This is a genomic window from Pandoraea commovens (genome assembly GCF_902459615.1).
Classification (GTDB): domain Bacteria; phylum Pseudomonadota; class Gammaproteobacteria; order Burkholderiales; family Burkholderiaceae; genus Pandoraea; species Pandoraea commovens.
Genome location: NZ_CABPSA010000009.1, coordinates 47,648 through 70,476, shown reverse-complemented (window position 1 = coordinate 70,476; position 22,829 = coordinate 47,648). Strand labels below are relative to the sequence as shown.

The window sequence follows — 22,829 nt, the reverse complement described above, 5'->3', positions numbered from 1 at the left end:
GGAAAAAATACCGGCGAGCGTATTCCCGGGGTGCGAAGAATGCGGCTCGCCGGGCAAGGCCTACACCTTGAACCTCGATACGGTGTGATCCAGTTCCTCTGCACCCTGATTGAGGCCGGTCGTCGCCTGGGCGATGGTCTCGCACGCGCCCGCCGACTTCTCCGTCTCTTCCGCCACATGCTGAATCGCGAGACTCACTTCGCGCGCGGCGACGAGCTGTTCTTCGGCGGCACATGAGATTTCGGAAATGGCCTGCGTGGTGCGCGACACGCCACTCACGATCTTCTCGAACGCTTCGCCTGCCTGACGCGACACGTCGCTGCCTTGCGACACGCGCTTGGTCGACTCGTTGATGAGCTTGGAGATTTCCTTGGTGGCCTGCGACGAGCGCTCGGCGAGCTTGCGCACTTCGTCTGCCACGACCGAGAAGCCGAGGCCGTGTTCGCCCGCGCGCGCTGCTTCGATGGCGGCGTTGAAGGCGAGCAGGTTGGTCTGCCCGGCGATCTCACCGATCACTTTCACGATCTCGCTGATGTCTTCCGACGACTTGTTGATCAGGTCCATGGCCTCGATGGAACGGGCAATGGCGCGTGAGCCGGTTTCGGCTTCCTGCTGCGTCGACTTGGCGAGTTGGTCGGCACCCTTGGTATTGTCGGCAATCGAGTTAATCGACGCCGTCAGTTCCTCGATGGACGCGTTCATCTCTTCGACCGTCGCCCCCAGCGCTTGTGCACCGGTCGCTACCGTATTGGCGCGGTCTGCAATGTCGCGAGATGCGCCGGAGAACTCGCCTGCGGAGTTGACGACCTTGCCGATCACGCCGCGCAGGTCGTCCATCATGTGACGAATGCCGTCGGCCAGCTGATCGATAGGATCGGTGCCGTTCACCGCAATGGCGCCGGTGAGGTCACCGGCAGCCGCGCGGTTGACCGTGTCGAGCAGCAGTGCGACTTTGCGCTGGTCGTCGTCCGCGCGCTGCTTCACGCTCGCTTCGAGCTCGACTTGCGGGGTGATGTCGGTGGCGAACTTCACGACCTTGTAGGGGCGCCCGTTCGCGTCGAGGATCGGGTTGTACGTTGCCTGAATCCAGATTTCGCGTCCGCCACGGCCGATGCGCTTGTAGCGACCCGCATCGAATTCGCCGCGATTGAGCTTGGCCCAGAAGTCGCGATACTCGTTACCGGCGGCGTAATCCTGTTCGCAAAACATGCGGTGATGCTTGCCGCGAATCTCGTCGAGTGAGTAGCCCAGCGTTTTCAGGAAGTTGTCGTTGGCCGTGATGACCGTGCCGTCGAGATTGAATTCGATGACGGCCTGCGCGATGTCCATCGCGCGAACCTTGCCTTCGAATTCGGCCTGACGCGTGCGGTCGGCTGTGACGTCGGTGGCGAACTTGATCACCTTGTATGCCACGCCGTTCGCATCGAAGACCGGGTTGTAGGAAGCGCGGATCCACACTTCGCGTCCGCCTTTGCCCAGACGCTTGTACTCGCCGGAATCGAATTCGCCACGACCGAGCTTCGCCCAGAAATCCCGATATGCGTTCGAGGCGGTGTAATCGGGCTCGCAGAACATGCGGTGATGCTGGCCCTGAATTTCATCGAGACGGTAGCCAACGGTCTGCAGGAAGTTCTCGTTCGCGTGAAGAATGCGTCCCTGCAAATCGAACTCGATGACGGCCTGCACGCGGTTGAGCGCGGCGGTGACGGCCTGTAGTTCCTGTTGTTCCATCTGGAATTCAGGCGTGGCGATTTCCATGACTTTTCCCCTGATACGTTTGCCCCGGCACGTGTCGTGCGGCCGTCACGAAAGGGATGCTGCGTTCCCCCGATTGAATACGCAGTCCTCTATAGACGCGATTACGACAGCGGAGGAGTCAACTTGAGATCGGTGAGTACCCGCATGAGGTTTATGCCGATAACGTTGAAAATCGCTTCGAAAGCCACGTCCAATAAGGCTTTAAAGATAAAGGAAACAAATAGGAAGTCGACGCTGTTATAGCGTCGATACATTTCAAACGCACAGATGAAATGAGAATACAAAAGCGCCTGCACGTTCGCGGTGCAGGAAAGTGTCGCGATCACGTGTCGGAGATTCGGCTCCGCAAGGATCGGAAGAATTTGAAAAAAAGCCTCCTCCCGTGTCTGCAACGGGAGGAGGGTTTGAGTCAAAGCCGCACTCTTCGGGGCAATTGAAAGGGCGACGCTTACCACTATGCAAGCGTCGTGCCAGACAACGGGGTCTCAGGAAACCCGCGTCGTTGCTGGCTTTTCGGAAAGTCGCGATATCGGCGACGGGCCGATGTTACGGCCACAAACGGCACGCGTTACGTAACAAAGTGCGACACTTTCCCGGTTTGGCAACCTTCGCTTACACGGCTTACAGACGCGTGATGGGCTTCCTACAGGGGCGGCGATATAAAGAAAGCGAACGGATTCGCGTTCTTACCTGTGGAGTCAGATCATGAAGTTAGTCGTCGCTGCGTTGCTTGCTATCACGCTTGCCGGATGCGTTGTCGTTCCGGAACGGCCCTATTACGGTGGTGGTTATTACGGGCATCGTTGCTGCTATCGCTATTGAAATAACTTGGGCCCAAGTTCCTCTCGCAGTATCGAAAGTGCATTGCCTGGTGAGCTACGAAACCATTCGTCGCGTTAAAGCGAGGTCGTAAATTACTCGAATGCCGATGAGTGCCTGAATGCGCGATGGCGCATGAAGCGTCGATAAATCGTCGAGGCTTCATGCGTGCATTGCATAGGTCGATGCAATCCGTTCGCAGCGACGTTCGTCAGAACGACGTTTTCAACGATGGACGTGCTTAAAAGTGAAAGCCCCGCAGGTCGGTTGACCTGCGGGGCTTTTCTTTGACGCTGTATCGCCTTGAAGGCGGGGAATGCTAGCGATGGCGATAGTCGCGATGGTCGCGATGGTCCCATCCACGGCGATCCCAGCCGCGATCGTGATGCCAGTGGCGCGGCGGCGGGCCTCGCCAGTAGCGCGGGGGCGGGCCATACACGACGGGCGGCGGAGCGACCATCATCGGTGCCGGTGCGGCGTAGACGGGCGGCGGTGCGTAGACCGGACCCGGCGCCACGATAGCCGGGCCGGGAATGCCGATGTTGACCGACACGTCGGTGCGTGCGAAAGCGCTGCCCGACACGAATGCTGCAGTGAGTCCCGCGAGGGTGGCGGTGGCCATCCAGAAACGACGTTGCATCTGTTCTCCTTATTAAGCGCTGCGCTGTGTGTGCTGGCGCGCGATCCCTAATTGAAATTTTACGGACGAGGAGCCGCCGCCGGTGCTACGGCGGCACTACAGATGTAACAAGGCGTAAGGGTGGCGAAGGAGATGAGCGTCAGCAGACCTACCGGCGTTCGTGGTCTCGTGGTGCGAGAAAACTTGCCGGACGCCGGCCGCGTCGTTCGGAGGTCGCGAAGTAGGACGGCCGACGCAAATCGTGGGTGTCGTTCGGCGAACGCCAGTACGGTGTGCGGGGTGTGCCGAGCAGGTCGCCGGGACGGTGCGGGGAGAGCGGTGGTACGGCAGCAGGCCAGGCGACGTTGCGCCAGCGCGCGCCCGCAGGCACGACAAGGACCAGCATGACGAACACGAGCGTCACAACGGCGTAGACGACAACAGGCGAGAGGGCGGTCTCCATGACAAACTCCGGTCGCGTACATGTCACACCACTGGGGGGATGCGTGTCGGGGCGGCATCCAGGGCAGGTGCATTCATGCGAAAGTCCCTGGAGAGACGCAACCATGCGGTTCGGCACGCAAAGTGTGGCGTTTTCACTATAGTCCATGCGGGTCTTGCTGACACTCGGTTGATGCCACGCAGGTTGCAGGACTACACTACAGACGCAGTTTCCTGAATGCCATCACGACTTTGCCGTCCGGGGGATCGAGATGAACCAGGCGATGCTGGATCCCACTTCTGCCGTCGACTCCACGGCACTCGGGCGGGCTGCGCCCGCTGCACCGGCTGTCACGCCGGTGGCCATCGATCACGTCGCGTATCCAAGCTACGATGCGACGCTCACGCACCGATTCTACGTCGACGTGATGGGTTTCACACTCGCAGGCGCTCAGACCGGCATGAGCCGGTTGTGGGGCAAACCCTATCTGCTCGTCAGTTATCAGATCGAACCCGGACAGGCGCTGGCGTTTTTCAATTGCGACGGCCTCGCACCCGAACCTCATTCCGACACGCCCGCGACTCAGATTCATCACGTTGCGTTACGCGTGCGCGACCTTGAAGCGCTGGAGCGCTGGAAGTCGCGGCTCACTGCCCACGAGGTGCCGTTTGCCGTCGAGCGTCATGGCGACGGCGAGCATCTCTATCTGCTCGACCCGAACGAGATCATGTTGGAACTGTGCGTGCAGACACCGGAGTCCGCCGCCGGACAGTCTCAGGGCGCGCTCGACACGCTGCAACGCTGGGTCGACGGGGTGAGATAAACGGAAGGGGGATACTGCGTGCGCCAGAAGCGAGGGCGCGCGTGACGCTCAGCCTTCGACGTCCTTGCCCAGACCGTCCCAGCTTGAGGCGACGGGCGGCGCAATTCCGAACAGATCGATCACACGCGCGACGGTGTCGTCGACCATCGCATCGAGCGATGCCGGGCGGTTGTAGAACGCAGGAAGAGGCGGGTAGACGATGCCGCCCATTTCGGTGACGGCCGTCATATTGCGCAGATGCGCAAGGTTGAAGGGCGTCTCGCGCACCATCAATACCAGACGGCGGCGTTCCTTCAGGGTGACGTCGGCGGCGCGGGCGATCAGATTGTCGGACAGCCCGTGGGCGACGCTCGCGAGCGTCTTCATCGAGCAGGGGGCGACGACCATACCGGCCGTGGCAAACGATCCGCTCGCGATGTTCGCGCCGATCTCACGCACGCTGTGGTACTGATCGGCGAGCGCCTGCACGTCCGAGCGTTCCAGCCCGAGTTCGTGGCGCAGCGTGAGCCAGCCTGCACTCGAGACCATCAGATGCGTTTCGACGCCGCCCATCGCACGCAGGCGTTCGAGCAGGCGCACGCCGTACACCGCGCCCGTCGCGCCGGTAATGGCGACGATCAGACGCGAAGGTGCGGACGTTCGGGTAATACCCGTCGATAGGGCCATCGACTGTCGATCGGAGAGATCGGGCGCTAAGGCAACTTAGACGAGTTCAGCGATGAGCTGCTTGAGTTCGCCGCTCTGGTACATCTCCATCATGATGTCCGAGCCGCCGATGAATTCACCCTTGATGTAGAGCTGCGGGATCGTCGGCCAGTTGGCGAATTCCTTTACGCCTTGACGGATTTCCTCGTCTTCCAACACGTTGACCGTGTGCAGGTCTTTAACGTCGCATGCCTTGAGGATCTGCATGGCACGGCCGGAAAAGCCGCACTGCGGGAATTGTGCGTTGCCCTTCATGAAAAGGACAACGGGGTGCTCGGAGACGATTTGCTGGATACGTTGCTGGGTGGTCATGTTCGTAAAGCCCGTGGGGATGCCGGAAAGTCGGCGTATCCGGCATTTTAACGGTTTTCCGCGCCGCCCGTCGGCGCCCGCTCTGACGTTCGATCAGGAGCGGCGTCCGCCGGTCGTGCGCTCGATGCCCGCAAGGTCGCGTTCGGAGGCCACGTCCGTGAAACCCGCCGCCGTGCAAAGCGCCCGGACATCCGCTGCCTGATGGTAGCCATGCTCGCACAGCAGCCAGCTATCGGGCTTCAGCCGCTGCGGTGCGCCCGCCACGATGACGCGCAGGGCGGCGAGGCCGTCGGCGTGATCGGTCAGGGCGTCGACCGGTTCGAAGCGCAGATCACCCTGCGAGAGGTGTTCGTCGCCCGACACGATGTAGGGCGGATTGGAGACGATCAGATCGAACGGGGCCTCGTCGGCGGGCAATGCGTCATACCAATCGCTCGCCAGGAACCGGACGTGGCCGTCCAGCCCGAGTTGCCGGGCGTTTTCACGGGCGACGTCGAGGGCGGCGGCAGATCGGTCCAGCGCGGTGACGCGCGCATCGGGACGACTATGCGCGATGGCCAGCGCAATCGCGCCGCTGCCGGTGCCGAGATCGAGCACGCGCGGCGTCTGGCGTCCTTCGATGCGCGCCAGCGCAAGCTCTACGAGCAGTTCCGTTTCCGGCCGGGGGATGAGGACGGACGGGCTGACAGTGAGCGTCAGTCCGAAGAATTCCCGCGTGCCGGTGAGATAGGCGATGGGTTCGCCCGCCACACGACGCGCATGCAAGGCCCGGTAGACGGCGACCGTCTCGGGTGCGAGCGGCTCGCGGTCGCGGGTAATCAGTTGGGTGCGGCTCCAGCCGAGCACGTGCGAGAGCAGGATGCGGGACTCCATGGGCGGCAGGCCCGGCTCACGCAGCAGCGTGGCGACGGTGGCCACCCCGACGGGGGCGGCGCTGCCGTCTTGCGCGGTCTGCCCATCCTGCGTCATCAGGCCGCCTCGCCCAGCGACGCCAGCAATTCCGCCTGATGCTCGGTCACCAATGCGTTGATCATCTCGTCGAGATCGCCGTCCATGATGTATTCGAGCTTGTAGAGCGTGAGGTTGATGCGGTGATCCGTCATCCGCCCCTGCGGGAAGTTGTACGTGCGAATGCGCTCCGAGCGGTCGCCGGAACCGATCAGGCTCTTGCGGGTGGCGGCTTCCTTGGCTTGCTGGGCGCGCAGTTGCGCATCCTTGATGCGCGCGGCGAGCACCTTGAGCGCCTTGTCCTTGTTGCGGTGTTGCGAGCGGTCGTCCTGACACTCCACGACGATGCCCGTCGGCAAGTGCGTGATGCGCACGGCCGAATCCGTCTTGTTGACGTGCTGACCGCCTGCGCCTGAGGCACGGAACGTGTCGATGCGAATGTCGGCCGGATTGATTTCGACGTCGGCGACATCGTCCGCTTCCGGCATCACGGCGACGGTGCAGGCGGACGTGTGAATGCGTCCCTGCGTTTCGGTGGCGGGCACGCGCTGCACGCGATGGCCGCCCGACTCGAACTTCAGACGCGAATAGGCGCCCTGACCGACGAGCCGGACAATGACTTCCTTGTACCCGCCCAGATCCGATTCGCTCGCCGACATGATCTCGACCTGCCAGCGCTGACGCTCCGCATAGCGCGAGTACATGCGCAGCAGATCGCCCGCGAACAGCGCCGATTCGTCGCCGCCGGTGCCCGCGCGGATTTCGAGATAGATGTTGCGGTCGTCGTTGGGATCGCGCGGCAGCAGCATGCGTTGCAGCGTGCCTTCCAGATCTTCCATGCGAGTACGGGCGTTCGCAGCTTCGTCTTCGGCGAACTCGCGCATTTCCGGATCGGACGCCATTTCCTGCGCGGCCGCCACATCTCCCAGCGCCTGACGATATTGCTGATATTGCGCGACGACGGGCGCCAGCTCGGCATGTTCGCGCGTGAGCTTGCGGTAGTTGTCCAGGTCGCGGGTAACGTCGCCCTGGCTCAATAGGCCATCAAGCTCGACCAGACGTTGCGTCAATTGGTCGAGCTTGGCTTGCATGCTCGCTTTCATCTATTTGTCGGCGGATCCCGAGGTGCGGAACAGTTCGGGAATGAGGTGAAGGATTTGCTCGCGCGAATCGCCGCGCGCCGTATTGAGCGCGTGCGTCGGGCCGTGCAGGAATTTCTTGGTGAGGGACTGGGACAGGGCTTCGAGCACGGCGGCAGGATCGTCGCCACGCGCGAGCATGCGCTGGGCACGCTCAAGTTCGGCCACACGCATGGCCTCGGCAGTGCCGTGGATATCGCGAATGACCGGCACGACGCTGCGCGCGTCGAGCCATTGCATGAAGTTCTGCACGCGCGTCTCGATGATCGCTTCGGCTTGCGCAACTGCTGCCTGACGCAGCGCGTTGCCTTCGCGCACGACCGCGCCGAGATCGTCGACGGTGTACAAGAACACGTCGGCCAGACGACCGACTTCCGGTTCGATGTCGCGTGGCACGGCCAGATCGACCATGAACATCGGCTTGTGCTTACGGGCCTTGATGGCGCGCTCGACAGCGCCCAGCCCGATCAGCGGCAACGTACTCGCCGTGCACGACACGACGATGTCGAACTCGTGCAGACGTTGCGGCAGCTCCGACAGACGGATCGCGGTGCCGCCCAGACGCTCGGCGAGCTTTTCGCCGCGTTCGGCCGTCCGGTTGGCGATGTACAGGGCTTTCGGATTTTGCGCGGCGAAGTGTGTCGCGCACAGGTCGATCATCTCGCCCGCGCCGATGAACAGCACCTTCTGCGTACTGATGCTCTCGAAAATACGCTGCGCGAGACGCACCGCCGCAGCGGCCATCGACACCGAATGCGCACCGATCTCGGTCTGGCCACGGACTTCCTTGGCCACCGCGAACGTGCGCTGGAAAAGCTGGTTCAGATACGTGCCTAGCGCACCGGCCTCAGCGGCGGTGCGCACGGCGTCCTTCAACTGCCCGAGAATCTGCGTCTCACCCAGCACCATCGAGTCCAGACCGCTGGCCACGCGAAAGGCGTGACGCACGGCGTCGGACTGGGGCAGGGCGTACAGATGGGGGGCGAGGTCGCCGGCGGGAATGTTGTGGAACTGGGACAGCCAGTGCACCGCGCGCTCACGCGCTGCGGCATCGTCCGTCACGCAGTAGATCTCGGTGCGATTGCACGTCGACAGGATGGCGGCCTCGGGCGCGCTCAACTTGCCGCTGCCGGTCCACAGACTCTTGAGGCCCGCCAGCGCCGGCTCGATCCGCTCGAACGGAAACGCCACCCGTTCGCGCAGCGAGACGGGCGCCGTGTGGTGGTTCAGGCCGAGAGCGAGCAGTTGCATGGTGTGGGGGATCTAATAGCCCCTGATTATAGCGCGTCGACGCGATGCCCGTTTCAATGGTCTCGCGTCCCCGCGCATTGGGACGGCGTGCCCCATCATCGCGCAGCCGTCGGGTTTTGACAAATAGTCATCCCTTATACCCGACATAGAGAAGGCCCGCGCCGGGACGGCGGTCGGGCGCAATTTGCTTGATATATCAGGTGTTGGGGGCCGTCGGAGGGCTAGCGTCGTCCGGTTCAGATATTGGGTGCGGGTCTTCGGAATTCGGGTCTATACTGCGTTCGGGTTCCCGTCCTTGGAGATTCCTCATGGGCATCATCGGCACTATCGTGGTCGGTCTGGTCGTCGGTCTCATTGCACGCGCCCTGCATCCCGGGCGGGACAGCATGGGCATCATCATGACGATCATCCTTGGGATTGCGGGCGCGCTGCTCGCCAAGTATGTCGGTCAGTTTCTCCACCTGTATTCGGAAGGCCAGTCCGCAGGCTGGATCGCTTCGATCATCGGCGCCATTGTGCTGCTTGCGATCTACGGCGTGATCAAACGCAATCGCGGCACGGCGTAACCGCCATCCGCCCGAGATGTCGTCGGGCGGAAATTCTCACCAGGTGATAATTCGACGCGCTTTGCGCTACGCTCCCCTGCGACGATAGGCCGCAAGTTCGCATCGGATTTCGGGACGTCGCGCGTCGCTTCACGGCGACGAGGCGAATCGTGCCGATGCGCCTCGTACGTGTTTTGCCGCATTCAGCTATGCTTGTCGCCATCGCCAGGCCCAAGTCGTCTTGACTACGCGTGCGGCACGACCGCCACGTTCGATCCCCGTCTTCCGCCATCTGGCAGCGGCTGCTGCACCTGACACGGGTGTCGCGCCTTTCTCGCAAGTTGTTACGCCGTATCCCCCACTTCAAAAAAACACATGTCTGCGACACGCAATTCCGTGCGGCCATTGATTGTGGCATCCGTCATGGCGGCGACCTCTATGGTTGCCATCGAGGCCACGATCATTTCGACGGCCATGCCGCAAATCGTGGCCCAACTCGGCGGCCTGAATCTCTATAGCTGGGTGTTCTCCGCCTTCCTTCTCGCGCAAACGGCCATGACCGTAGTGTTCGGCAAGCTCGCCGACATCTACGGACGCAAGCCGGTCATTCTCGTTGGCATCGCCGTATTTCTCGTCGCCTCGCTGGGCGGCGGTTTCGCCTGGTCGATGCCTGCGATGATCGCGTTCCGCCTGTTGCAAGGCGTGGGCGCGGCGTGTATTCAGCCGGTCAGTCTGGTGATCATTGCCGACTACTACCCGATCAGCGAGCGCGGCAAGGTGCAGGGCTATCTGGCGAGCGTGTGGGCCATCTCGGCGGTGCTTGGCCCGATGCTGGGCGGTCTGATCATTCGCGATATGTCGTGGTCGTGGATCTTCTGGCTCAACATCCCGATCGGCTTGCTGGCTGCGGCAGGTTTCATCGCGTATCTGCACGAAGAGGCACCGCGTCAGCGTCCGAGCATCGATTACATGGGCGCCGTGTTCTTCACGATTGCCGTCGCGGGCCTGATGATCGCGTTGACGGACGCCAATGCCTTCACCGACACGCATGTCTGGGGTGGCGTGCTCGCCTGCGTCCTGGCGTCGTTGCTGTTCGTCTGGCAGGAGCGTCGCGCGAAGGATCCGATGATTTCGTTCGCACTGTGGAGTCGTCGTCCGATTGCAGCAGCCAACGCGGCGACGCTGCTCTCGGGCATGGTGCTGATGGGCCTGACGACCTTCCTCCCGATGTACGCGCAGGGCGTGTTGCGTCAGACGCCGGTCGTCGCCGGTATGGCCCTGACGATGATCATGGTCGGCTGGCCGATCGGCTCGACGATTGCGGCGAAGACTTTCACGCGCTTCGGCCTGCGTCGCGTGCTGGTCGGCGGCAGCCTGCTCATGCCGGTCGGCGGCCTTGTCTTCGCGTTGCTTGGACCAAGCAGCTCGCCGATGCTGGCCGGTTTCGGCTCGCTGATCATGGGCTTCTCGATGGGCACGGGCAGCGTGAGCGCGCTGGTGCTGATTCAGGAACTGGTCGGCCCCTCGGAGCGTGGCAGCGCCACGGCGTCGAACATCTTCTCGCGCAACCTCGGCAGCACACTGGGTGCGACGCTCTTTGGCGCTGTGCTCAACTTCGGCCTGACGCATTCGAGCGGGCTGGCACCGGTGACGTCGGACCAACTGCGCCACGTGCTGGAAGATCGCGGCGTGTCGTCGCTGGCCGATCAGGCGATTCGCGCGGTACTGCAACACTCGCTGCACCTGACGTTCCTGTCGATCCTCGCGATCTCGATTGGCGTGATGTTGCTGTTCATGCTGGTGCCGACGAACGCCGTCGACAGCACGCGCGGCACGAAGCGAGACAAGCCGGAGTTCGTGCCCGGCGGCCATTGAGCCGAAGGGGCCGAGCCTCGTAATGGCAGTTCTCGAAACAGCCGGTGGAGTGTACCCACCGGCTGTTTTCGTTTCCGGCGATGTCGCTGGCTCACGTCATCAACGCGACGTCTCCGGCACGAGGTGCAGACGCGATTCCGTCGCCGCTTCCACGGCCTCGCGTGAGTACGGGAGCTTGAAGTACTCGCCGTCGAGCCACTTCTGCGCGAGATCGCGATAGTGGGGGCTGTCGGGGTTACCCGATTCGCCCGGCAAGTTCATCGCACGCGTGTTGTCCCAGTTCCCCACGTCGACCACGATCCGGAACGACGGCCCGTTCGTCTGACGGAAATCGCTCACGCGATACGTCGACTGATTCGGCGTGAACGGACTGCCACCCTTCGGCAACGGACCAACATTGAGCTTGGCGCGCATGTCGGCGTCCACGGCGTCGGCGAGCGGGTGAGCATTCAGGTTCGTCTGGAGCTTGCCCCACTGCCAAGCGCCAGGATCGGTCCCTTGCAGTTTGACCATCTCGTCCCAGGCGTCTCCAAGGCTCGCAAGCAGCACGGCATCGCGTTTGGCCGCAGCGTTCTCGCCGAAGCGGACGGCCGGTTGTTCGAGCGCGTCGAGCATCGATGCCGGGTCGGGCGCACCGAACGTGTCGGCGGCGGCCTTCGGCAGCACCGCATTCTTGTATGCGCGCCCCAGATGACGGCTGAACCAGACCTCTTCGAGCGCGGCCTGCGCCGAGTCCGCGCCCATGTGCGCGTCCCATCCCTTCAGGAGCTTGAGCGCCGAGGACGTGCGCGGATCGTTGCTCGACAGCGGTGCGAGCAATGCCATCAGACGCCGCGCCGGAATCGACACGATGTCGTTCTGCAACTGCTCCGAGTCTTCCAGCGAGACCGTGTCCTTCGCCTTCAGGACTTCGTCGATGCGCGCATGCCGTGAGCCGTTCGTCCACTCGAAGCCGAGCTTGCGCTGCGCGTAGGGATAGCCTGCGGGCATGTTCATTTCGTTGGACGTTGTGAAGTAGCCACTTTCCGGGTTGTACGCGGACGGCAACTGATCGCGACGCCAGAAGCCTGCCCACTCATAGCGTCCGTCGCCGGGCACGGGCATGAGGCCATCCCAGTTCGGGCGAATCGGTGCCATGCCGCTCGGCACCCATCCGATATTGCCCGAGGCATCCGCATAAACCTGATTGACGGTCGGTGCGCCCCACGTGTCGAGCGCTGTCTGGAACTGGGCGTAGGTTTTCGCGCGCATGTAGCGCATGGCGTCGAAGTACGGTGACATGCCAGGTTCCAGCCATGCGGTGCGCACGGCATAAGCGCGATGCTTCGCGGCATCTACATAAATCACAGGGCCGTGCTTCGTGAACTTGAGGTCGGTCTGAACCGGCGCGCCGTCGCGAACGTCGATCGTCTCGTGCACGGTGCGCATCGGCACCCACTTGCCCCGGTAACGGTACTGGTCGGGGTTGGCCGGATTGAGTTCGTAGACGTAGAGATCTTCCTGATCGATGTTGAAGATCGTGAGACCGAAGGCGATGGTGCCGTTGTGACCGATGGCGACGCCGGGAATCGCAGGCTCGCCCGCGCCGATCAGGTTCAGTGTGGGCGTGCTGACCTGCACGATGTAGCGCAGACTCGGCGCAGCATAAGCGCGGTGCGGATCGTTGGCCATGATGGCGCGCCCCGTGGCCGACTTCTGCGGCGAGACGACCCAGTTGTTACTGCCTTCCGCCGATTCGGTGGAGACGTCGTAAGGACCGTTCTCGGCGAGCTGGACAATGTCGGCGTTGGCGTGTTGCAACGAATCCCTGGTGATTTTCACGCCCTGCGTGGCGAGGTCGAAGACCTTGAGCAGATCGTCCGGCAGGCAGGGGTCGAGGCCATCAGGCACCTGGGTCTTCCACGCGGGTTGCAGGCCGACGCGCACGCTGTCCGCGTCGAGCGATGCGTGGCACACGACCTTGGCACGCGCCACTTCGCTTTTGAGGTTGCGCGTAAGGCCGTGGCTGCGAATGCGCACAATGTCCTCGGCCGACCATTTGGCTGGCCAGTAGCCGACCTTGCGGAATTCGTACGGCATCTGATCGGGGTTCCGCGCGAGCCAGTCGATGTAGGCGTTCACCCCAGCGGCGAACGCTTGCGCCGCCGGTTTCGCGTCGGGGCCGTAGCGACGCCACTCCGTCGCCATATCGCCCCGGTAGACGAAACGTCTCGCCGCATCGTCCTGCGCCACATAGGCGCGGCCGAACACTTCGGAGAGTTGGCCGAGCCCACGGCGTCGCCAGAGGTCGATCTGGAACAGACGATCGCGAGCGGCATTGAAACCTTGCACGAAGAAGCCGTCGCGCTCGTTCGCAGCGAAGATGTGCGGCACGCCGTTGTGGTCGATCAGAATGTCAGCGGGTTGCGACAATCCGGCAACGGTCAGCGTTTGCGAGGAAGGTGAAGCGGATGATGCCGTGGCATCGGCAGCATGCAGGGACGCGCTCCACGTCGTGACGGCAAAGGCCAGCGCACCGGCGGCGTGAATGGCATTGGGGCGTTGCATTGTCTTCCTCCTGTTATGGGACGGCTTCTTGTTGTTGCGACATCGTCTGCGTAATACCTCGCAATCCTAGACGTCTCATTCAGGCACGCAACCCAAATGCAGAAGAAATGGCATAAATTCTTAATCGTCCAATCCTGACGGGCGCATGCGCCGATGTTGCAGTGCAAGCCATTGGCAATCCGACGTGTGTGTGCTGGTATTGTCAGGCGAACCGCTTTCGTCGTCTTTCTCAGTGAGTCAGTCCCGATGCCGGATTTACGTCAGACATCTTCCGACAGGCATGCGCCTGCAACGCGCGCCCAACGCTGGCGTGCGTCGCCTTTCATGCGCACGCTGCTCGTGCCGCTGATGCGTTTCGGGGTCTCGGGTGTGATTTCGACGGCAGTACATGTGATCGTGGCGATCACGCTCATCGAAGTGTTCGGCGTGGGTTCGGTGCCTGCGAACGCCGTGGCGTTCTGCGTGGCGACGCCGTGTTCCTATCTGCTCAACACGTTATGGAGTTTTTCCGCACGCGTGCATCGCACGAGCCTCGCGCGATTTCTGCCGGTGTCGATCTTCGGCCTGCTACTCACGACATGCGTCGCACGAACGGTCGAGTACCTTCGCGGGAACCACTGGATCGGAATCGCGGCCGTGGTACTGACTGTGCCGCCGACGACTTTCCTGCTTCACCGTTATTGGACATATCGAGGCGCGTGAGCTTGCCGATGGCTTTGCCCGCGACATGTCGCACGCCCGTGCGCGCAGGCAAGTGACTGACCTTGACGCTGGACTGATAGCGTCGCCGTACGAGATAGAGCGGCCGTCCCTTCGATTCGTAATAGATGCGTCCCACGTATTCGCCGATCACGCCGATGCCGACCAGCTGAATGCCGCCGAGGAACAGAATGCCGACGAGCAACGACGCGTAGCCCGGCACATCGATGCCGTGCAGCAACGTGCGAATCACGATGTAGCTGCCGTATGCGAGCGACATCAACGCCAGCGAAACGCCGATATACGTCCAGCATCGCAACGGCACCGTGCTGAAGCTGGTAATGCCTTCCAGCGCAAAATTCCACAGCCGCCATCCTGAGAACTTCGACTCGCCCGCTGCACGAGGATCGCGCACGTACTCCACGATTTCAGTGTGAAAGCCGACCCACGCGAACAGCCCTTTCATGAAGCGGCGGCGCTCGGGCAACCGTTTGATGGCGGTCACGACGCGCCGGTCCATCAGCCGGAAATCGCCGACGTTCTCCGGCAACTTCACCTCCGACAAACGGTTATGAACGCGGTAGTACAACCCCGCCGCCACGCGTTTGGCGACGGTGTCGCTCGCGCGATTGGTCCGCTTGGCGAGTACGACCTCCGCACCGTCGCGCCAGCGTTCGATCATCACAGGGATGAGGGCGGGCGGGTCCTGAAGATCGGCGTCGATGGGAATGACGGCATCGCCTTGTGCTTCGTCGATGCCAGCGCTCAGGGCCGCTTCCTTACCGAAGTTGCGAGTGAAGTCGATGATGCGGATGCGTGCGTCGGCGCGTCGCAAGGCGAGCAGGCAACTGAGTGTGTCGTCGGTGCTGCCGTCGTTCACGCACACGATCTCGAAGCGCGCGTTGGGCACGCTTTCGAGGACAGCGGAAACGGCCCGGTAGAACTTGTCGAGCGCAGGGGCTTCGTTGTGGCACGGCACGACGAGCGAGATGAGTGGCGTGCCCGATGTGGCTGATGTGCCTGATGGCCCACGATGCGCGCTTGGCGAGTGGGAGATGTCGGTACGGGGAGCGGCGGCGCGGGGCATGGCGATTACCTCGTGAACGCTGGCGCGGTGTCCGCGTGGGGGGCGCGGGCGGTGGCGGGGCGGTCGTCTCCGGACGCTTTCGCGTCGTCGGCGTGATGAACGTCGGACAGGTGGGCGAGGCGACGGCGGCGTCTCCACAGCATCGCGAGTGTGCCTAGCGTGATGAACGGCAGGAACTGGAAGCCGATCTGCAACGAGCCGAGCAGGCCGAGCGCGGGCGTGATCCACAGCAGTACGAGCCATTCGCGCTCGCCGCGCAGCCAACCGCGCGCGATGCCGTCGCGAACGTACCACGCGATGACGAGCGCGAGCAGCGTGAGGTCGTAGTCGTAGAGGTAAGGACTGACGAGCGTCGTTGCGCATACGAGCGTCGCCGCGCGCAGGGCAAAGGCGCCCGGACGCCGCCAGAAATCGATCAGCGCCGCGACTGCGCACAGCGCGATCACGCCGTGAACGATAGCCGCCACTTCGACGGACGCGCCGAGCATGCGCGCCGTGATGAAGAACGTCGGCACGCGCGCGATCTGCGCGGTCCCGTTGACGATGCTCAGCCGCGCGAACTCCGAGGCGTGCAGGAAGGTCGCGTAGACATCGATGCCGAAGACTGCGGCGGCCAGCACCGTCGTGCAGATCACCGTCGCAATGCATGCGCCGAGCGCGCGCCACTCGCGGGCGCAGAGGAACGCCAGGGGGAAGAGCACGGCGACATGCGGTTTGACGAAGAGCAGGCCCGCGAACACACCGGCCCACACCGGGCGCTTGCGCAACATGACCAGAGAGAAGCCCGCGAGTGCTGTGGTGTAGAGCGCGATTTGTCCGGCGATGACCACCAGCAGTACGCCGGGGAAGCCGAGGATCGGGAAGCGGGCGCCCGGCCACGGGGCGGTGTGTCGCAATGCGGCGTAGTAGAGCCCGAGGCCGACGCAGGCATACAACGTATAGGCGTAGGTGAACGGCAGCAGCGCAATCGGTGCGAGAAACACCATCATGACCGGCGGGTAGAGCCACGGGAGGACGCCGCCGATTTTGTCCGCCCAGGGTTGCTCGGCAATCTGCACCTGCGTCATCAGATCGACGTTATAGGCATCGAGCGCATGTCCTTGCAGCACGAAGTGAGACGCGCCCCAGAACGGCAGGAAGTCGAGCCCGATGGGACTGATGGTCGGGGTCGCACTCCATGCATACCGGTATCCCCAGATGCCGAGCACGGCGAGCGCGAGCACGATGGCCGCCACGCTGTACAGACGAATGCGCGCCGGGTCTTCCGACCAGTGGCGACGCATGCATGGTGCGCGGGGTACGACGTTAGCGACGGCGGACGGCTTCGATGTCATGCAAGGTCCTCCCCCTGGCTGCATGAAACGGCGTTGCTCTATTGCGCTTCTACGGTTTATTGATATTAGACGAGCCGTTCTCCGAAAGGATCAATGCGCACTAACCTGAGTTGCCAGCGTACGTCCGATGGTATCCCTCAGGGGATATCGCAAACCAGCGTTTGAAATAAAACCTCGGAATGTTAGGACTCAAAGAGGTGAATCAGACCGACGGTTTGCCACCACAGCGCAGTAAGCGGCACGACGGTGACGAGGGCGACGGCGGCGGTCGCCAGACAATAGCGCGTGGCATCTCGGATGCCGATGCCCGCCAGCGCCATCGCCAGCACAAGGGGCGGCGCTTGATAAGGTAGCGCGATGGTTGAAATGCCGACGGTCTGTGCGAGCAATACGGCCTTCACGCTCAACGGTGCCCCCAGCGCGAGCGCCGGGACGAGGGGCGTGTAGAGCGCCGGTGCTGCGTTCGATGTGACGAGGAACGTCAGCGCAATCGACAGCGCAACCAGAATCAGAAAGGCCGACATCGTCGACATCTGCGCCAAATCGAGTCGCGCCAACACGGGGCGCAAGGCGCTGGCCAGCCCGGCATGATCGACGGCGGCCGTCAGACCGATGATCGCCGCGACGAACCACAGCGGGGCGAGTTTGACCTGCTTGAGGAAGGCGTCTGGATTCACCAGTCGCAGCGGTCCGAGGCACAGCAGCGCCACGCCAAGACCCACCCAGCCCGCCGCGATGTGATGCCACGGTTCGGCGAGCCACAGTGCGAGCATCAATGTGAGTGCGCCGAGCAGTCGCTTTTCGTCGGGGCGCATCGGGGTGTCCGCCACTGTTGACGCGTCCGACCGCTTGCTGCCAAGCACGGTCAGACGGTCCGGGAAAAGGTGTCTCGCGACGATCACGAGTACGACGCCTCGGACGATGGCCAGCGTAGGCACCAGCGCCACGGCGTACTCGCCGTAGCCGAGACGCAGACCGAGCACGGTTTCGGCCGTGCCCGCCATGACGAGGTTGGGTAGATTGGCCGGAAGGATCGCCGTCGACAACTCGCAACTGGCGAGCGCGGTGGCGAGCATCAGACCGGTGCGTCCCGGGCGGCCTTGCACGAGGCCGACGCGGTCGCAAAAGCTCAGCACGATGGGCGTAAGAATGGCGATGCGCCCCAGCGTCGAGGGCATGACGATGCCGAGCGCGAACGCGATGGCCACGAACCCTGCGAGCGCGAGACCGTACGCGTGACCGCAGTGATCGGCGAGTCGGGAGGCGACCCGTTCGCCAAGCCTCGTGACGCTCAGCGCCATGCCGATGACCGCACCGCTGAAGACCAGCCAGAACGCGCTCGACGTGAAGCCCGAGAAGACGACGGTCGCGCCGAGCGAGGTGCACGTGGCCAGCAGGAGCATCAGCAGAAGCGAGACGAGGAAGTCCGGTAACCAGCCTGTCGCCCAGTAGCTCAGGCAGAGCAGAACGACGACCGCCACCGCGAGCGTGTCGCCACGCAACCCGGCCGCGTACAACGCGAACCCGGCGGATGCACTGATCGACGCCAGCAATCCATGTCGCCAGAGGTGGCTGGGGTGAAAGGCATCCGATGCGGAGGCTGTGGCGGAAGACATAGACGTCACCTGTCGTTAAATAATATATAATTTGACGTGATTATATATAGTTAACGGAAGGAGCTCATCAATGCGCCAGTTGACGCAGCCGGAAGCGGGCACGGGAACGGCGGTCGAGCGGACCTACGAGGCCTTGCGGGAGCAGATCGGACGCGGCGAGTTGAAGCCGGGCGAGGCGTTGCGTCAGGACCATCTTGCTGCGGCGCTCGGGGTGAGTCACGTGCCGGTGCGCGAGGCGCTGACGATGCTCGCGTCGGACGGGCTGGCCACGAGCCGGACGAATCGCGGCACGGTCGTGACGGCGCTCTCGGAAGACGACGCGCTTGAGCTGGCCGACTTTCGTGCGTTGCTGGAGGGGCGTCTGATGGCGCTGGCGATGCCGAATCTGTCGCGCGCGGATCTGACGCGGGCACGGGCGGCGCTGGACGCGCTGGAGGCGGCCACCGAGCTGACGGACATCGTCACGCGTAACGCGGCCTTCCACGGCATGCTGTACGCGAAAGCGGAGCGACCGTACTTCCAGCGGGCGGTGGCGACAGCGCGACTCAATCTGGGTCGCTATCTGTTCCTGACGTGGCAGAAGCAGGACAACGCGGCGCGCTCGCACGACGAACACCGTGAGTTGCTGCGTCTGTGCGAGGCTGGCGACGATGCGGGTGCCGTCGCGCTGGTGCAGGCCCACAACCGCGCGACGGGTGAACAGATCGCGCGCATTATCCGCGAAGGGTGGGGGGGATGACGGTTCGCCAGATCGTCATTGCGCCTGCAACGCCGGGCGACTTCCCGACGCTTGCCCGTATTTACTACGAAGTGCGCCTGGCAACGATGACATGGGTCGATCCGTCGCTCTATCGGGCGGACGATTTCGCATCGCATGCCGCTGGCGAAGACGTTCTGACGGCCAAGTCGCCCGGCGGCAAAATCCTCGGCTTCGTCTCCGTCTGGCCAGCCGACGACTTCATCCACATGCTCTACGTCGAACCGTCGTCACAAGGTCACGGCGTCGGCACGCGCCTACTGCAAGCGCTCCCCGGTTGGCCAACCCGTCCTTACCGTCTCAAATGTCTGACCCGAAACACGAGAGCGAAAACGTTCTACGAACGCCACGGCTTTCGTGTGACCGGCAACGGCGTGTCGGAGGAGGGGGAGTTTGAGGAGATGAGCAACGCGGTTTGTGGAGGTTCGTCATCTGAGGCAAGCGACTTCCGATAATTCGCCAACCGCTTGGTGATGCTTACTGCCGAAACCGCCCTGGATTCAAGAAGCTGCAGGATGGCCAAGAAGTTGCCGAGCGAACCCGCGTGACGCTATCGGTCCCCAACATCCCATACTTGTGTCCGCCAAAGTGTCCCGGCATTGAGGTGGGACCATAAAAGGACTATATTTGGTCCTATCTGGGAAATGGACATATAGGAAATGCGCTACTCCACACAGGTGAAGCCGATCAGCTACTTGAAGGCCAATGCCGCTGAGGTGCTGGCTACGCTCGCGGAGCAACGCACCCCGCTAGTGATCACACAAAACGGTGAGGCCAAGGCCGTGTTGCAAGACGTGGCTTCATACGAGGAAACGCAAGAGGCTTTGGCCTTACTGAAATTGCTGGCGCTCGGCAATCAGGATGTGGCGGCAGGCAAAGTCAAACCTGTCGCAGATGTCGTCGCCCGTCTTCGCAAGAAGCGAAAGGCCGGGGAGTGACGAACATCGTGGTCAAGTACGAAGTGTTGTTGACCGACGGTGCCGAAGGCGACCTTGAAGGGATTTACGACTACATCGCAGAATTCGATTGTCCGCAAAACGCCGACTACGTTCTGGATCAACTGATGGACGCAGTGACAGGTCTGGAGCAATGGCCTGAGCGCGGAAGCTACCCAAGAGAACTCAGTTCACTGGGTATCCGGGAGTACCGACAGGTGGCGTTCAAGCCGTATCGCGTCATCTACCGCGTCCTTGGGAAGCAGGTCATCGTGTACCTGATCGCCGACGGCAGGCGCGATATGCAAACCGTTCTTGAAACGCGGCTTTTGACGCGTTAGAGGATAGCAATTCCAACGCCCCAAAACAAAACACCCCAGCACATCGGCTGGGGTGTTTGTCGTTTCGGCAGACGGTGGCGTCAGACGTTGAACAGGAAGTTCATCACGTCGCCGTCGTGCACCACGTATTCCTTGCCTTCGGCGCGCATCTTGCCCGCTTCCTTCGCGCCCTGTTCGCCCTTGTACTGGATGTAGTCGTCGAAGGCGATGGTCTGTGCGCGGATGAAGCCGCGCTCGAAGTCGGTGTGGATCACGCCCGCCGCTTGCGGTGCGGTGTCGCCCACGTGGATCGTCCAGGCGCGCACTTCCTTCACACCTGCCGTGAAGTACGTTTGCAAGCCCAGCAGCTTGAAGCCCGCGCGGATCACGCGGTCAAGGCCCGGCTCGTCCATGCCCATGTCGGCCAGGAACTCGGCCTTGTCGGCATCGTCCATGTCGCCTATTTCCGCTTCGATGGCAGCGCACACCGCCACGACCGGCGCGTTCTCGGCTTCAGCGTACTTGCGCACAGCCTCCAGATGCGGGTTGTTCTCGAAACCGTCGTCCTTCACGTTGGCGACATACATCGTCGGCTTGGCCGTGATCAGGCAGAACGGCTTGATGAGCGCCAGTTCGTCTTCGGAGAGCTTGAGCGAGCGCACCGGACGTGCTTCGTTCAGCACGGGCACCACCTTCTCCAGCACCGCCACGAGCTTCGCGGCTTCCTTGTCGTTGCCCGACTTGGCTGCCTTCGTATAGCGTTGCAGCGCCTTCTCGACGGTGCCCAGGTCGGCCAGCGCCAATTCGGTGTTGATGACTTCGATGTCCGAAATCGGATTCACCTTGCCTGCGACGTGGATGACGTTTTCGTCTTCGAAGCAGCGCACGACGTGCGTGATGGCGTCCGTTTCGCGGATGTTGGCGAGGAACTGGTTGCCCAGACCTTCACCCTTCGAAGCACCGGCCACCAGACCGGCGATGTCCACGAATTCGACCGTCGCCGGCATGATCCGCTCAGGCTTCACGATCTCGGCGAGCTTGCCCAGACGCGGGTCCGGCACTTCCACCACGCCGACGTTCGGCTCGATGGTGCAGAACGGGTAGTTTTCGGCAGCAATGCCCGCTTTGGTCAGCGCGTTGAAAAGGGTCGACTTGCCGACGTTGGGCAAACCGACGATGCCGCATTTGAGGCTCATGCTAAATCCTGTCTGGCTTGGTAAGTGCGCGCCGTCGAATGCACCGTGAATACCGGGGAGCCGGTCAGTGATTGCGTCGCGGAGAGTCCGCTATTGTACCCGTTCTGCCGCCAAAAGCGCCTGAACAGGACGCCTGCCGCGGCAGAAGCCTTCGCACCCGCCGTCGACGTCGCGCCACCCGGCCCGGTTCAGCTCAGTTGCTTGGCCGAAAACGTGTCGCACTTGCGCATGTCGCCCGTTTGCAGCCCCTGACGCAGCCAGTACACCCGCTGGGCGCTCGTGCCGTGGGTGAACGACTCCGGCACCACGCGTCCCTGCGACTGCTGTTGCAGACGGTCGTCGCCAATGGCGGCCGCCGCTTTCAGGCCTTGCTCGACGTCGCCCGGCTCGAGCAACTGGTCGTTCGCCTTGGCCGCATTGGCCGCCCAGACGCCCGCAAAGCAGTCCGCCTGCAACTCCAGTCGCACCGACAGCGCATTCGCCTGCGCCTCGCTCACGCGGCGGCGCGTCTCGTCGAACTTCTGGGAGATGCCGAGCAGATTCTGGATGTGGTGACCGACTTCGTGCGCGATGACGTACGCCTGCGCGAAATCGCCGCCAGCGCCGAAACGTTGCCGCAGCTCGTCGTAGAACTGCAAGTCGATGTACACCTTGCTGTCGCCCGGGCAGTAGAACGGGCCCATCGCGGTCTGGCCGGTGCCGCACGCCGTGGGCGTCGCACCCGAGAACAGCACCAGCTTCGGCGGCACGTACTGACGGTTGATCTGCTGCGGGAAGACCGTCGTCCAGGTGCGTTCGATGTTGCCGAGCACCTTGCGGGTAAAGACCGCTTTCGGGTCGTTGATCTGCGCCTGAGTGGGCGCGGACTGGGGAGCAGACTGGGTCTGCCCCTGAATCATCTGCGAGCCCTGAATGATGACGCGCGGGTCGATCCCGAAGAAGTAGGAGGCGGCGAGCGCGACAACGATCGTGCCGATGCCGATGGTGGTGCGTCCGCCGAATCCGCCACCTCGGCGGTCTTCGACGTTCTGGCTTTCTTGTTCGTTGTCGAGGCGCATCGGGAGCTCCCTGTTTAATCTCGTTACCGCTATGCGCCGAAGTA

23 protein-coding genes and 1 pseudogene are annotated in these 22,829 nt (G+C 62.9%); 8 read left to right on the top strand and 16 right to left on the bottom strand.

The genetic code is table 11. From position 1 onward, the window contains the following. Positions 1-60 precede the first annotated feature (60 nt). From PCO31010_RS22135 to PCO31010_RS22120, 4 genes are all read right to left on the bottom strand, one after another. A complete protein-coding gene (locus tag PCO31010_RS22135) occupies positions 61-1,758 on the bottom strand; it encodes a methyl-accepting chemotaxis protein (RefSeq protein WP_150666182.1) in 1,698 nt (565 codons plus the stop codon). 101 nt (positions 1,759-1,859) lie between these two features. Next, the gene (locus tag PCO31010_RS22130) at positions 1,860-2,171 is read right to left on the bottom strand and encodes a hypothetical protein (RefSeq protein ID WP_150666181.1); all 312 of its coding nucleotides are present in this window, start codon (positions 2,169-2,171) and stop codon (positions 1,860-1,862) included. Between the two features lie 725 nt (positions 2,172-2,896). Then, complete coding sequence (locus tag PCO31010_RS22125; RefSeq protein WP_246184727.1) at positions 2,897-3,217, bottom strand: hypothetical protein; 321 nt, start codon at positions 3,215-3,217, stop codon at positions 2,897-2,899. Positions 3,218-3,365: 148 nt separating this feature from the next. Further along, entirely contained in the window at positions 3,366-3,659 is a 294-nt protein-coding gene (locus tag PCO31010_RS22120) for a hypothetical protein (RefSeq protein WP_150666180.1), read from the bottom strand. A gap of 262 nt (positions 3,660-3,921) precedes the next feature. Here PCO31010_RS22120 and PCO31010_RS22115 point away from each other — a divergent pair, with 262 nt between their 5' ends. After that, complete coding sequence (locus PCO31010_RS22115; protein WP_174985048.1) at positions 3,922-4,461, top strand: VOC family protein; 540 nt, start codon at positions 3,922-3,924, stop codon at positions 4,459-4,461. Positions 4,462-4,509: 48 nt separating this feature from the next. Here the strand turns inward: PCO31010_RS22115 and PCO31010_RS22110 are convergent, their stop codons facing one another. From PCO31010_RS22110 to hemA, 5 genes are all read right to left on the bottom strand, one after another. Then, a complete protein-coding gene (locus PCO31010_RS22110; protein WP_150666178.1) occupies positions 4,510-5,127 on the bottom strand; it encodes a UbiX family flavin prenyltransferase in 618 nt (205 codons plus the stop codon). 36 nt (positions 5,128-5,163) lie between these two features. Further along, positions 5,164-5,478, bottom strand: coding sequence for a Grx4 family monothiol glutaredoxin (gene grxD, locus PCO31010_RS22105; protein WP_150666177.1), 315 nt, complete (start codon positions 5,476-5,478; stop codon positions 5,164-5,166). A 93-nt stretch (positions 5,479-5,571) separates the two neighbouring features. Next, positions 5,572-6,447 carry a peptide chain release factor N(5)-glutamine methyltransferase gene (gene prmC / locus PCO31010_RS22100; RefSeq protein WP_150666176.1) on the bottom strand — a complete coding sequence of 292 codons (876 nt, stop codon included), beginning with the start codon at positions 6,445-6,447 and terminating at the stop codon, positions 5,572-5,574. Continuing rightward, positions 6,447-7,529 (bottom strand): peptide chain release factor 1, encoded by a 1,083-nt coding sequence (prfA, locus tag PCO31010_RS22095; RefSeq protein WP_150666175.1) that lies wholly within the window; start codon positions 7,527-7,529, stop codon positions 6,447-6,449. Before prfA ends, prmC begins: the two co-directional genes overlap by 1 nt. Then, positions 7,530-8,816: a glutamyl-tRNA reductase gene (hemA, locus tag PCO31010_RS22090; protein ID WP_039393438.1), complete on the bottom strand. Its 1,287-nt coding sequence runs from the start codon at positions 8,814-8,816 to the stop codon at positions 7,530-7,532. It lies immediately after the preceding gene. A gap of 308 nt (positions 8,817-9,124) precedes the next feature. Here hemA and PCO31010_RS22085 point away from each other — a divergent pair, with 308 nt between their 5' ends. Both PCO31010_RS22085 and PCO31010_RS22080 read left to right on the top strand, forming a co-directional pair. Next, positions 9,125-9,382, top strand: a complete 258-nt coding sequence (locus tag PCO31010_RS22085; RefSeq protein ID WP_039393436.1) for a GlsB/YeaQ/YmgE family stress response membrane protein — start codon at positions 9,125-9,127, stop codon at positions 9,380-9,382. A gap of 354 nt (positions 9,383-9,736) precedes the next feature. Next, the gene (locus PCO31010_RS22080; RefSeq protein WP_150666174.1) at positions 9,737-11,236 is read left to right on the top strand and encodes an MDR family MFS transporter; all 1,500 of its coding nucleotides are present in this window, start codon (positions 9,737-9,739) and stop codon (positions 11,234-11,236) included. Positions 11,237-11,335: 99 nt separating this feature from the next. Here the strand turns inward: PCO31010_RS22080 and PCO31010_RS22075 are convergent, their stop codons facing one another. Beyond that, complete coding sequence (locus PCO31010_RS22075; protein ID WP_150666173.1) at positions 11,336-13,783, bottom strand: penicillin acylase family protein; 2,448 nt, start codon at positions 13,781-13,783, stop codon at positions 11,336-11,338. Between the two features lie 260 nt (positions 13,784-14,043). Then, positions 14,044-14,196: a hypothetical protein gene (locus tag PCO31010_RS27000; protein WP_246184746.1), complete on the bottom strand. Its 153-nt coding sequence runs from the start codon at positions 14,194-14,196 to the stop codon at positions 14,044-14,046. On the opposite strand from PCO31010_RS27000, the gene PCO31010_RS22070 reads away from it, so the two are divergent. Beyond that, positions 14,132-14,485, top strand: coding sequence for a GtrA family protein (locus PCO31010_RS22070; protein WP_246184743.1), 354 nt, complete (start codon positions 14,132-14,134; stop codon positions 14,483-14,485). The genes PCO31010_RS27000 and PCO31010_RS22070 overlap by 65 nt on opposite strands. Here the strand turns inward: PCO31010_RS22070 and PCO31010_RS22065 are convergent. The 3 genes and pseudogenes from PCO31010_RS22065 to PCO31010_RS22055 all read right to left on the bottom strand — a co-directional run. Beyond that, positions 14,478-15,569 (bottom strand): annotated as a pseudogene (locus tag PCO31010_RS22065) (glycosyltransferase family 2 protein); the annotation flags it as partial. The gene PCO31010_RS22070 and the pseudogene PCO31010_RS22065 overlap by 8 nt on opposite strands. A 5-nt stretch (positions 15,570-15,574) precedes the next feature. Next, on the bottom strand, positions 15,575-16,903 hold the full coding sequence (locus tag PCO31010_RS22060) for a glycosyltransferase family 87 protein (RefSeq protein ID WP_150666172.1): 1,329 nt from the start codon (positions 16,901-16,903) through the stop codon (positions 15,575-15,577). Positions 16,904-17,085: 182 nt separating this feature from the next. After that, positions 17,086-18,519, bottom strand: a complete 1,434-nt coding sequence (locus tag PCO31010_RS22055; protein WP_150666171.1) for an SLC13 family permease — start codon at positions 18,517-18,519, stop codon at positions 17,086-17,088. Positions 18,520-18,589: 70 nt separating this feature from the next. Between PCO31010_RS22055 and PCO31010_RS22050 the strand changes: the two genes are divergently transcribed. From PCO31010_RS22050 to PCO31010_RS22035, 4 genes are all read left to right on the top strand, one after another. After that, positions 18,590-19,258, top strand: coding sequence for a GntR family transcriptional regulator (locus PCO31010_RS22050; RefSeq protein ID WP_150666170.1), 669 nt, complete (start codon positions 18,590-18,592; stop codon positions 19,256-19,258). Beyond that, on the top strand, positions 19,255-19,731 hold the full coding sequence (locus PCO31010_RS22045; protein ID WP_150666169.1) for a GNAT family N-acetyltransferase: 477 nt from the start codon (positions 19,255-19,257) through the stop codon (positions 19,729-19,731). The genes PCO31010_RS22050 and PCO31010_RS22045 overlap by 4 nt, the downstream gene beginning before the upstream one ends. Positions 19,732-19,935: 204 nt before the next feature. Then, positions 19,936-20,214: a type II toxin-antitoxin system Phd/YefM family antitoxin gene (locus PCO31010_RS22040; protein ID WP_150666168.1), complete on the top strand. Its 279-nt coding sequence runs from the start codon at positions 19,936-19,938 to the stop codon at positions 20,212-20,214. Between the two features lie 8 nt (positions 20,215-20,222). Then, a complete protein-coding gene (locus PCO31010_RS22035; protein ID WP_246184725.1) occupies positions 20,223-20,552 on the top strand; it encodes a type II toxin-antitoxin system RelE/ParE family toxin in 330 nt (109 codons plus the stop codon). A gap of 80 nt (positions 20,553-20,632) precedes the next feature. On the opposite strand, the gene ychF is transcribed toward PCO31010_RS22035, so the two are convergent. Together ychF and ypfJ are read right to left on the bottom strand one after the other, a co-directional pair. Continuing rightward, entirely contained in the window at positions 20,633-21,727 is a 1,095-nt protein-coding gene (gene ychF, locus PCO31010_RS22030) for a redox-regulated ATPase YchF (RefSeq protein ID WP_150578521.1), read from the bottom strand. Between the two features lie 188 nt (positions 21,728-21,915). Next, entirely contained in the window at positions 21,916-22,785 is an 870-nt protein-coding gene (gene ypfJ / locus PCO31010_RS22025) for a KPN_02809 family neutral zinc metallopeptidase (protein ID WP_150666167.1), read from the bottom strand. Positions 22,786-22,829: the final 44 nt, after the last annotated feature.

Coding starts and splice junctions, on each gene's coding strand:
- PCO31010_RS22115 (WP_174985048.1), top strand. CDS start 3,922: ATGCTGGATCCCACTTCTGCCGTCGACTCCACGGCACTCGGGCGGGCT.
- PCO31010_RS22045 (WP_150666169.1), top strand. CDS start 19,255: ATGACGGTTCGCCAGATCGTCATTGCGCCTGCAACGCCGGGCGACTTC.
- PCO31010_RS22080 (WP_150666174.1), top strand. CDS start 9,737: ATGTCTGCGACACGCAATTCCGTGCGGCCATTGATTGTGGCATCCGTC.
- PCO31010_RS22055 (WP_150666171.1), bottom strand. CDS start 18,519: ATGTCTTCCGCCACAGCCTCCGCATCGGATGCCTTTCACCCCAGCCAC.
- PCO31010_RS22060 (WP_150666172.1), bottom strand. CDS start 16,903: ATGACATCGAAGCCGTCCGCCGTCGCTAACGTCGTACCCCGCGCACCA.
- hemA (WP_039393438.1), bottom strand. CDS start 8,816: ATGCAACTGCTCGCTCTCGGCCTGAACCACCACACGGCGCCCGTCTCG.
- ychF (WP_150578521.1), bottom strand. CDS start 21,727: ATGAGCCTCAAATGCGGCATCGTCGGTTTGCCCAACGTCGGCAAGTCG.
- PCO31010_RS27000 (WP_246184746.1), bottom strand. CDS start 14,196: ATGAGCGTGATCGCCACGATCACATGTACTGCCGTCGAAATCACACCC.
- prmC (WP_150666176.1), bottom strand. CDS start 6,447: ATGACGCAGGATGGGCAGACCGCGCAAGACGGCAGCGCCGCCCCCGTC.
- grxD (WP_150666177.1), bottom strand. CDS start 5,478: ATGACCACCCAGCAACGTATCCAGCAAATCGTCTCCGAGCACCCCGTT.
- PCO31010_RS22070 (WP_246184743.1), top strand. CDS start 14,132: ATGCGTTTCGGGGTCTCGGGTGTGATTTCGACGGCAGTACATGTGATC.
- prfA (WP_150666175.1), bottom strand. CDS start 7,529: ATGAAAGCGAGCATGCAAGCCAAGCTCGACCAATTGACGCAACGTCTG.
- ypfJ (WP_150666167.1), bottom strand. CDS start 22,785: ATGCGCCTCGACAACGAACAAGAAAGCCAGAACGTCGAAGACCGCCGA.
- PCO31010_RS22120 (WP_150666180.1), bottom strand. CDS start 3,659: ATGGAGACCGCCCTCTCGCCTGTTGTCGTCTACGCCGTTGTGACGCTC.
- PCO31010_RS22050 (WP_150666170.1), top strand. CDS start 18,590: ATGCGCCAGTTGACGCAGCCGGAAGCGGGCACGGGAACGGCGGTCGAG.
- PCO31010_RS22040 (WP_150666168.1), top strand. CDS start 19,936: ATGCGCTACTCCACACAGGTGAAGCCGATCAGCTACTTGAAGGCCAAT.
- PCO31010_RS22135 (WP_150666182.1), bottom strand. CDS start 1,758: ATGGAAATCGCCACGCCTGAATTCCAGATGGAACAACAGGAACTACAG.
- PCO31010_RS22085 (WP_039393436.1), top strand. CDS start 9,125: ATGGGCATCATCGGCACTATCGTGGTCGGTCTGGTCGTCGGTCTCATT.
- PCO31010_RS22110 (WP_150666178.1), bottom strand. CDS start 5,127: ATGGCCCTATCGACGGGTATTACCCGAACGTCCGCACCTTCGCGTCTG.
- PCO31010_RS22125 (WP_246184727.1), bottom strand. CDS start 3,217: ATGCAACGTCGTTTCTGGATGGCCACCGCCACCCTCGCGGGACTCACT.
- PCO31010_RS22075 (WP_150666173.1), bottom strand. CDS start 13,783: ATGCAACGCCCCAATGCCATTCACGCCGCCGGTGCGCTGGCCTTTGCC.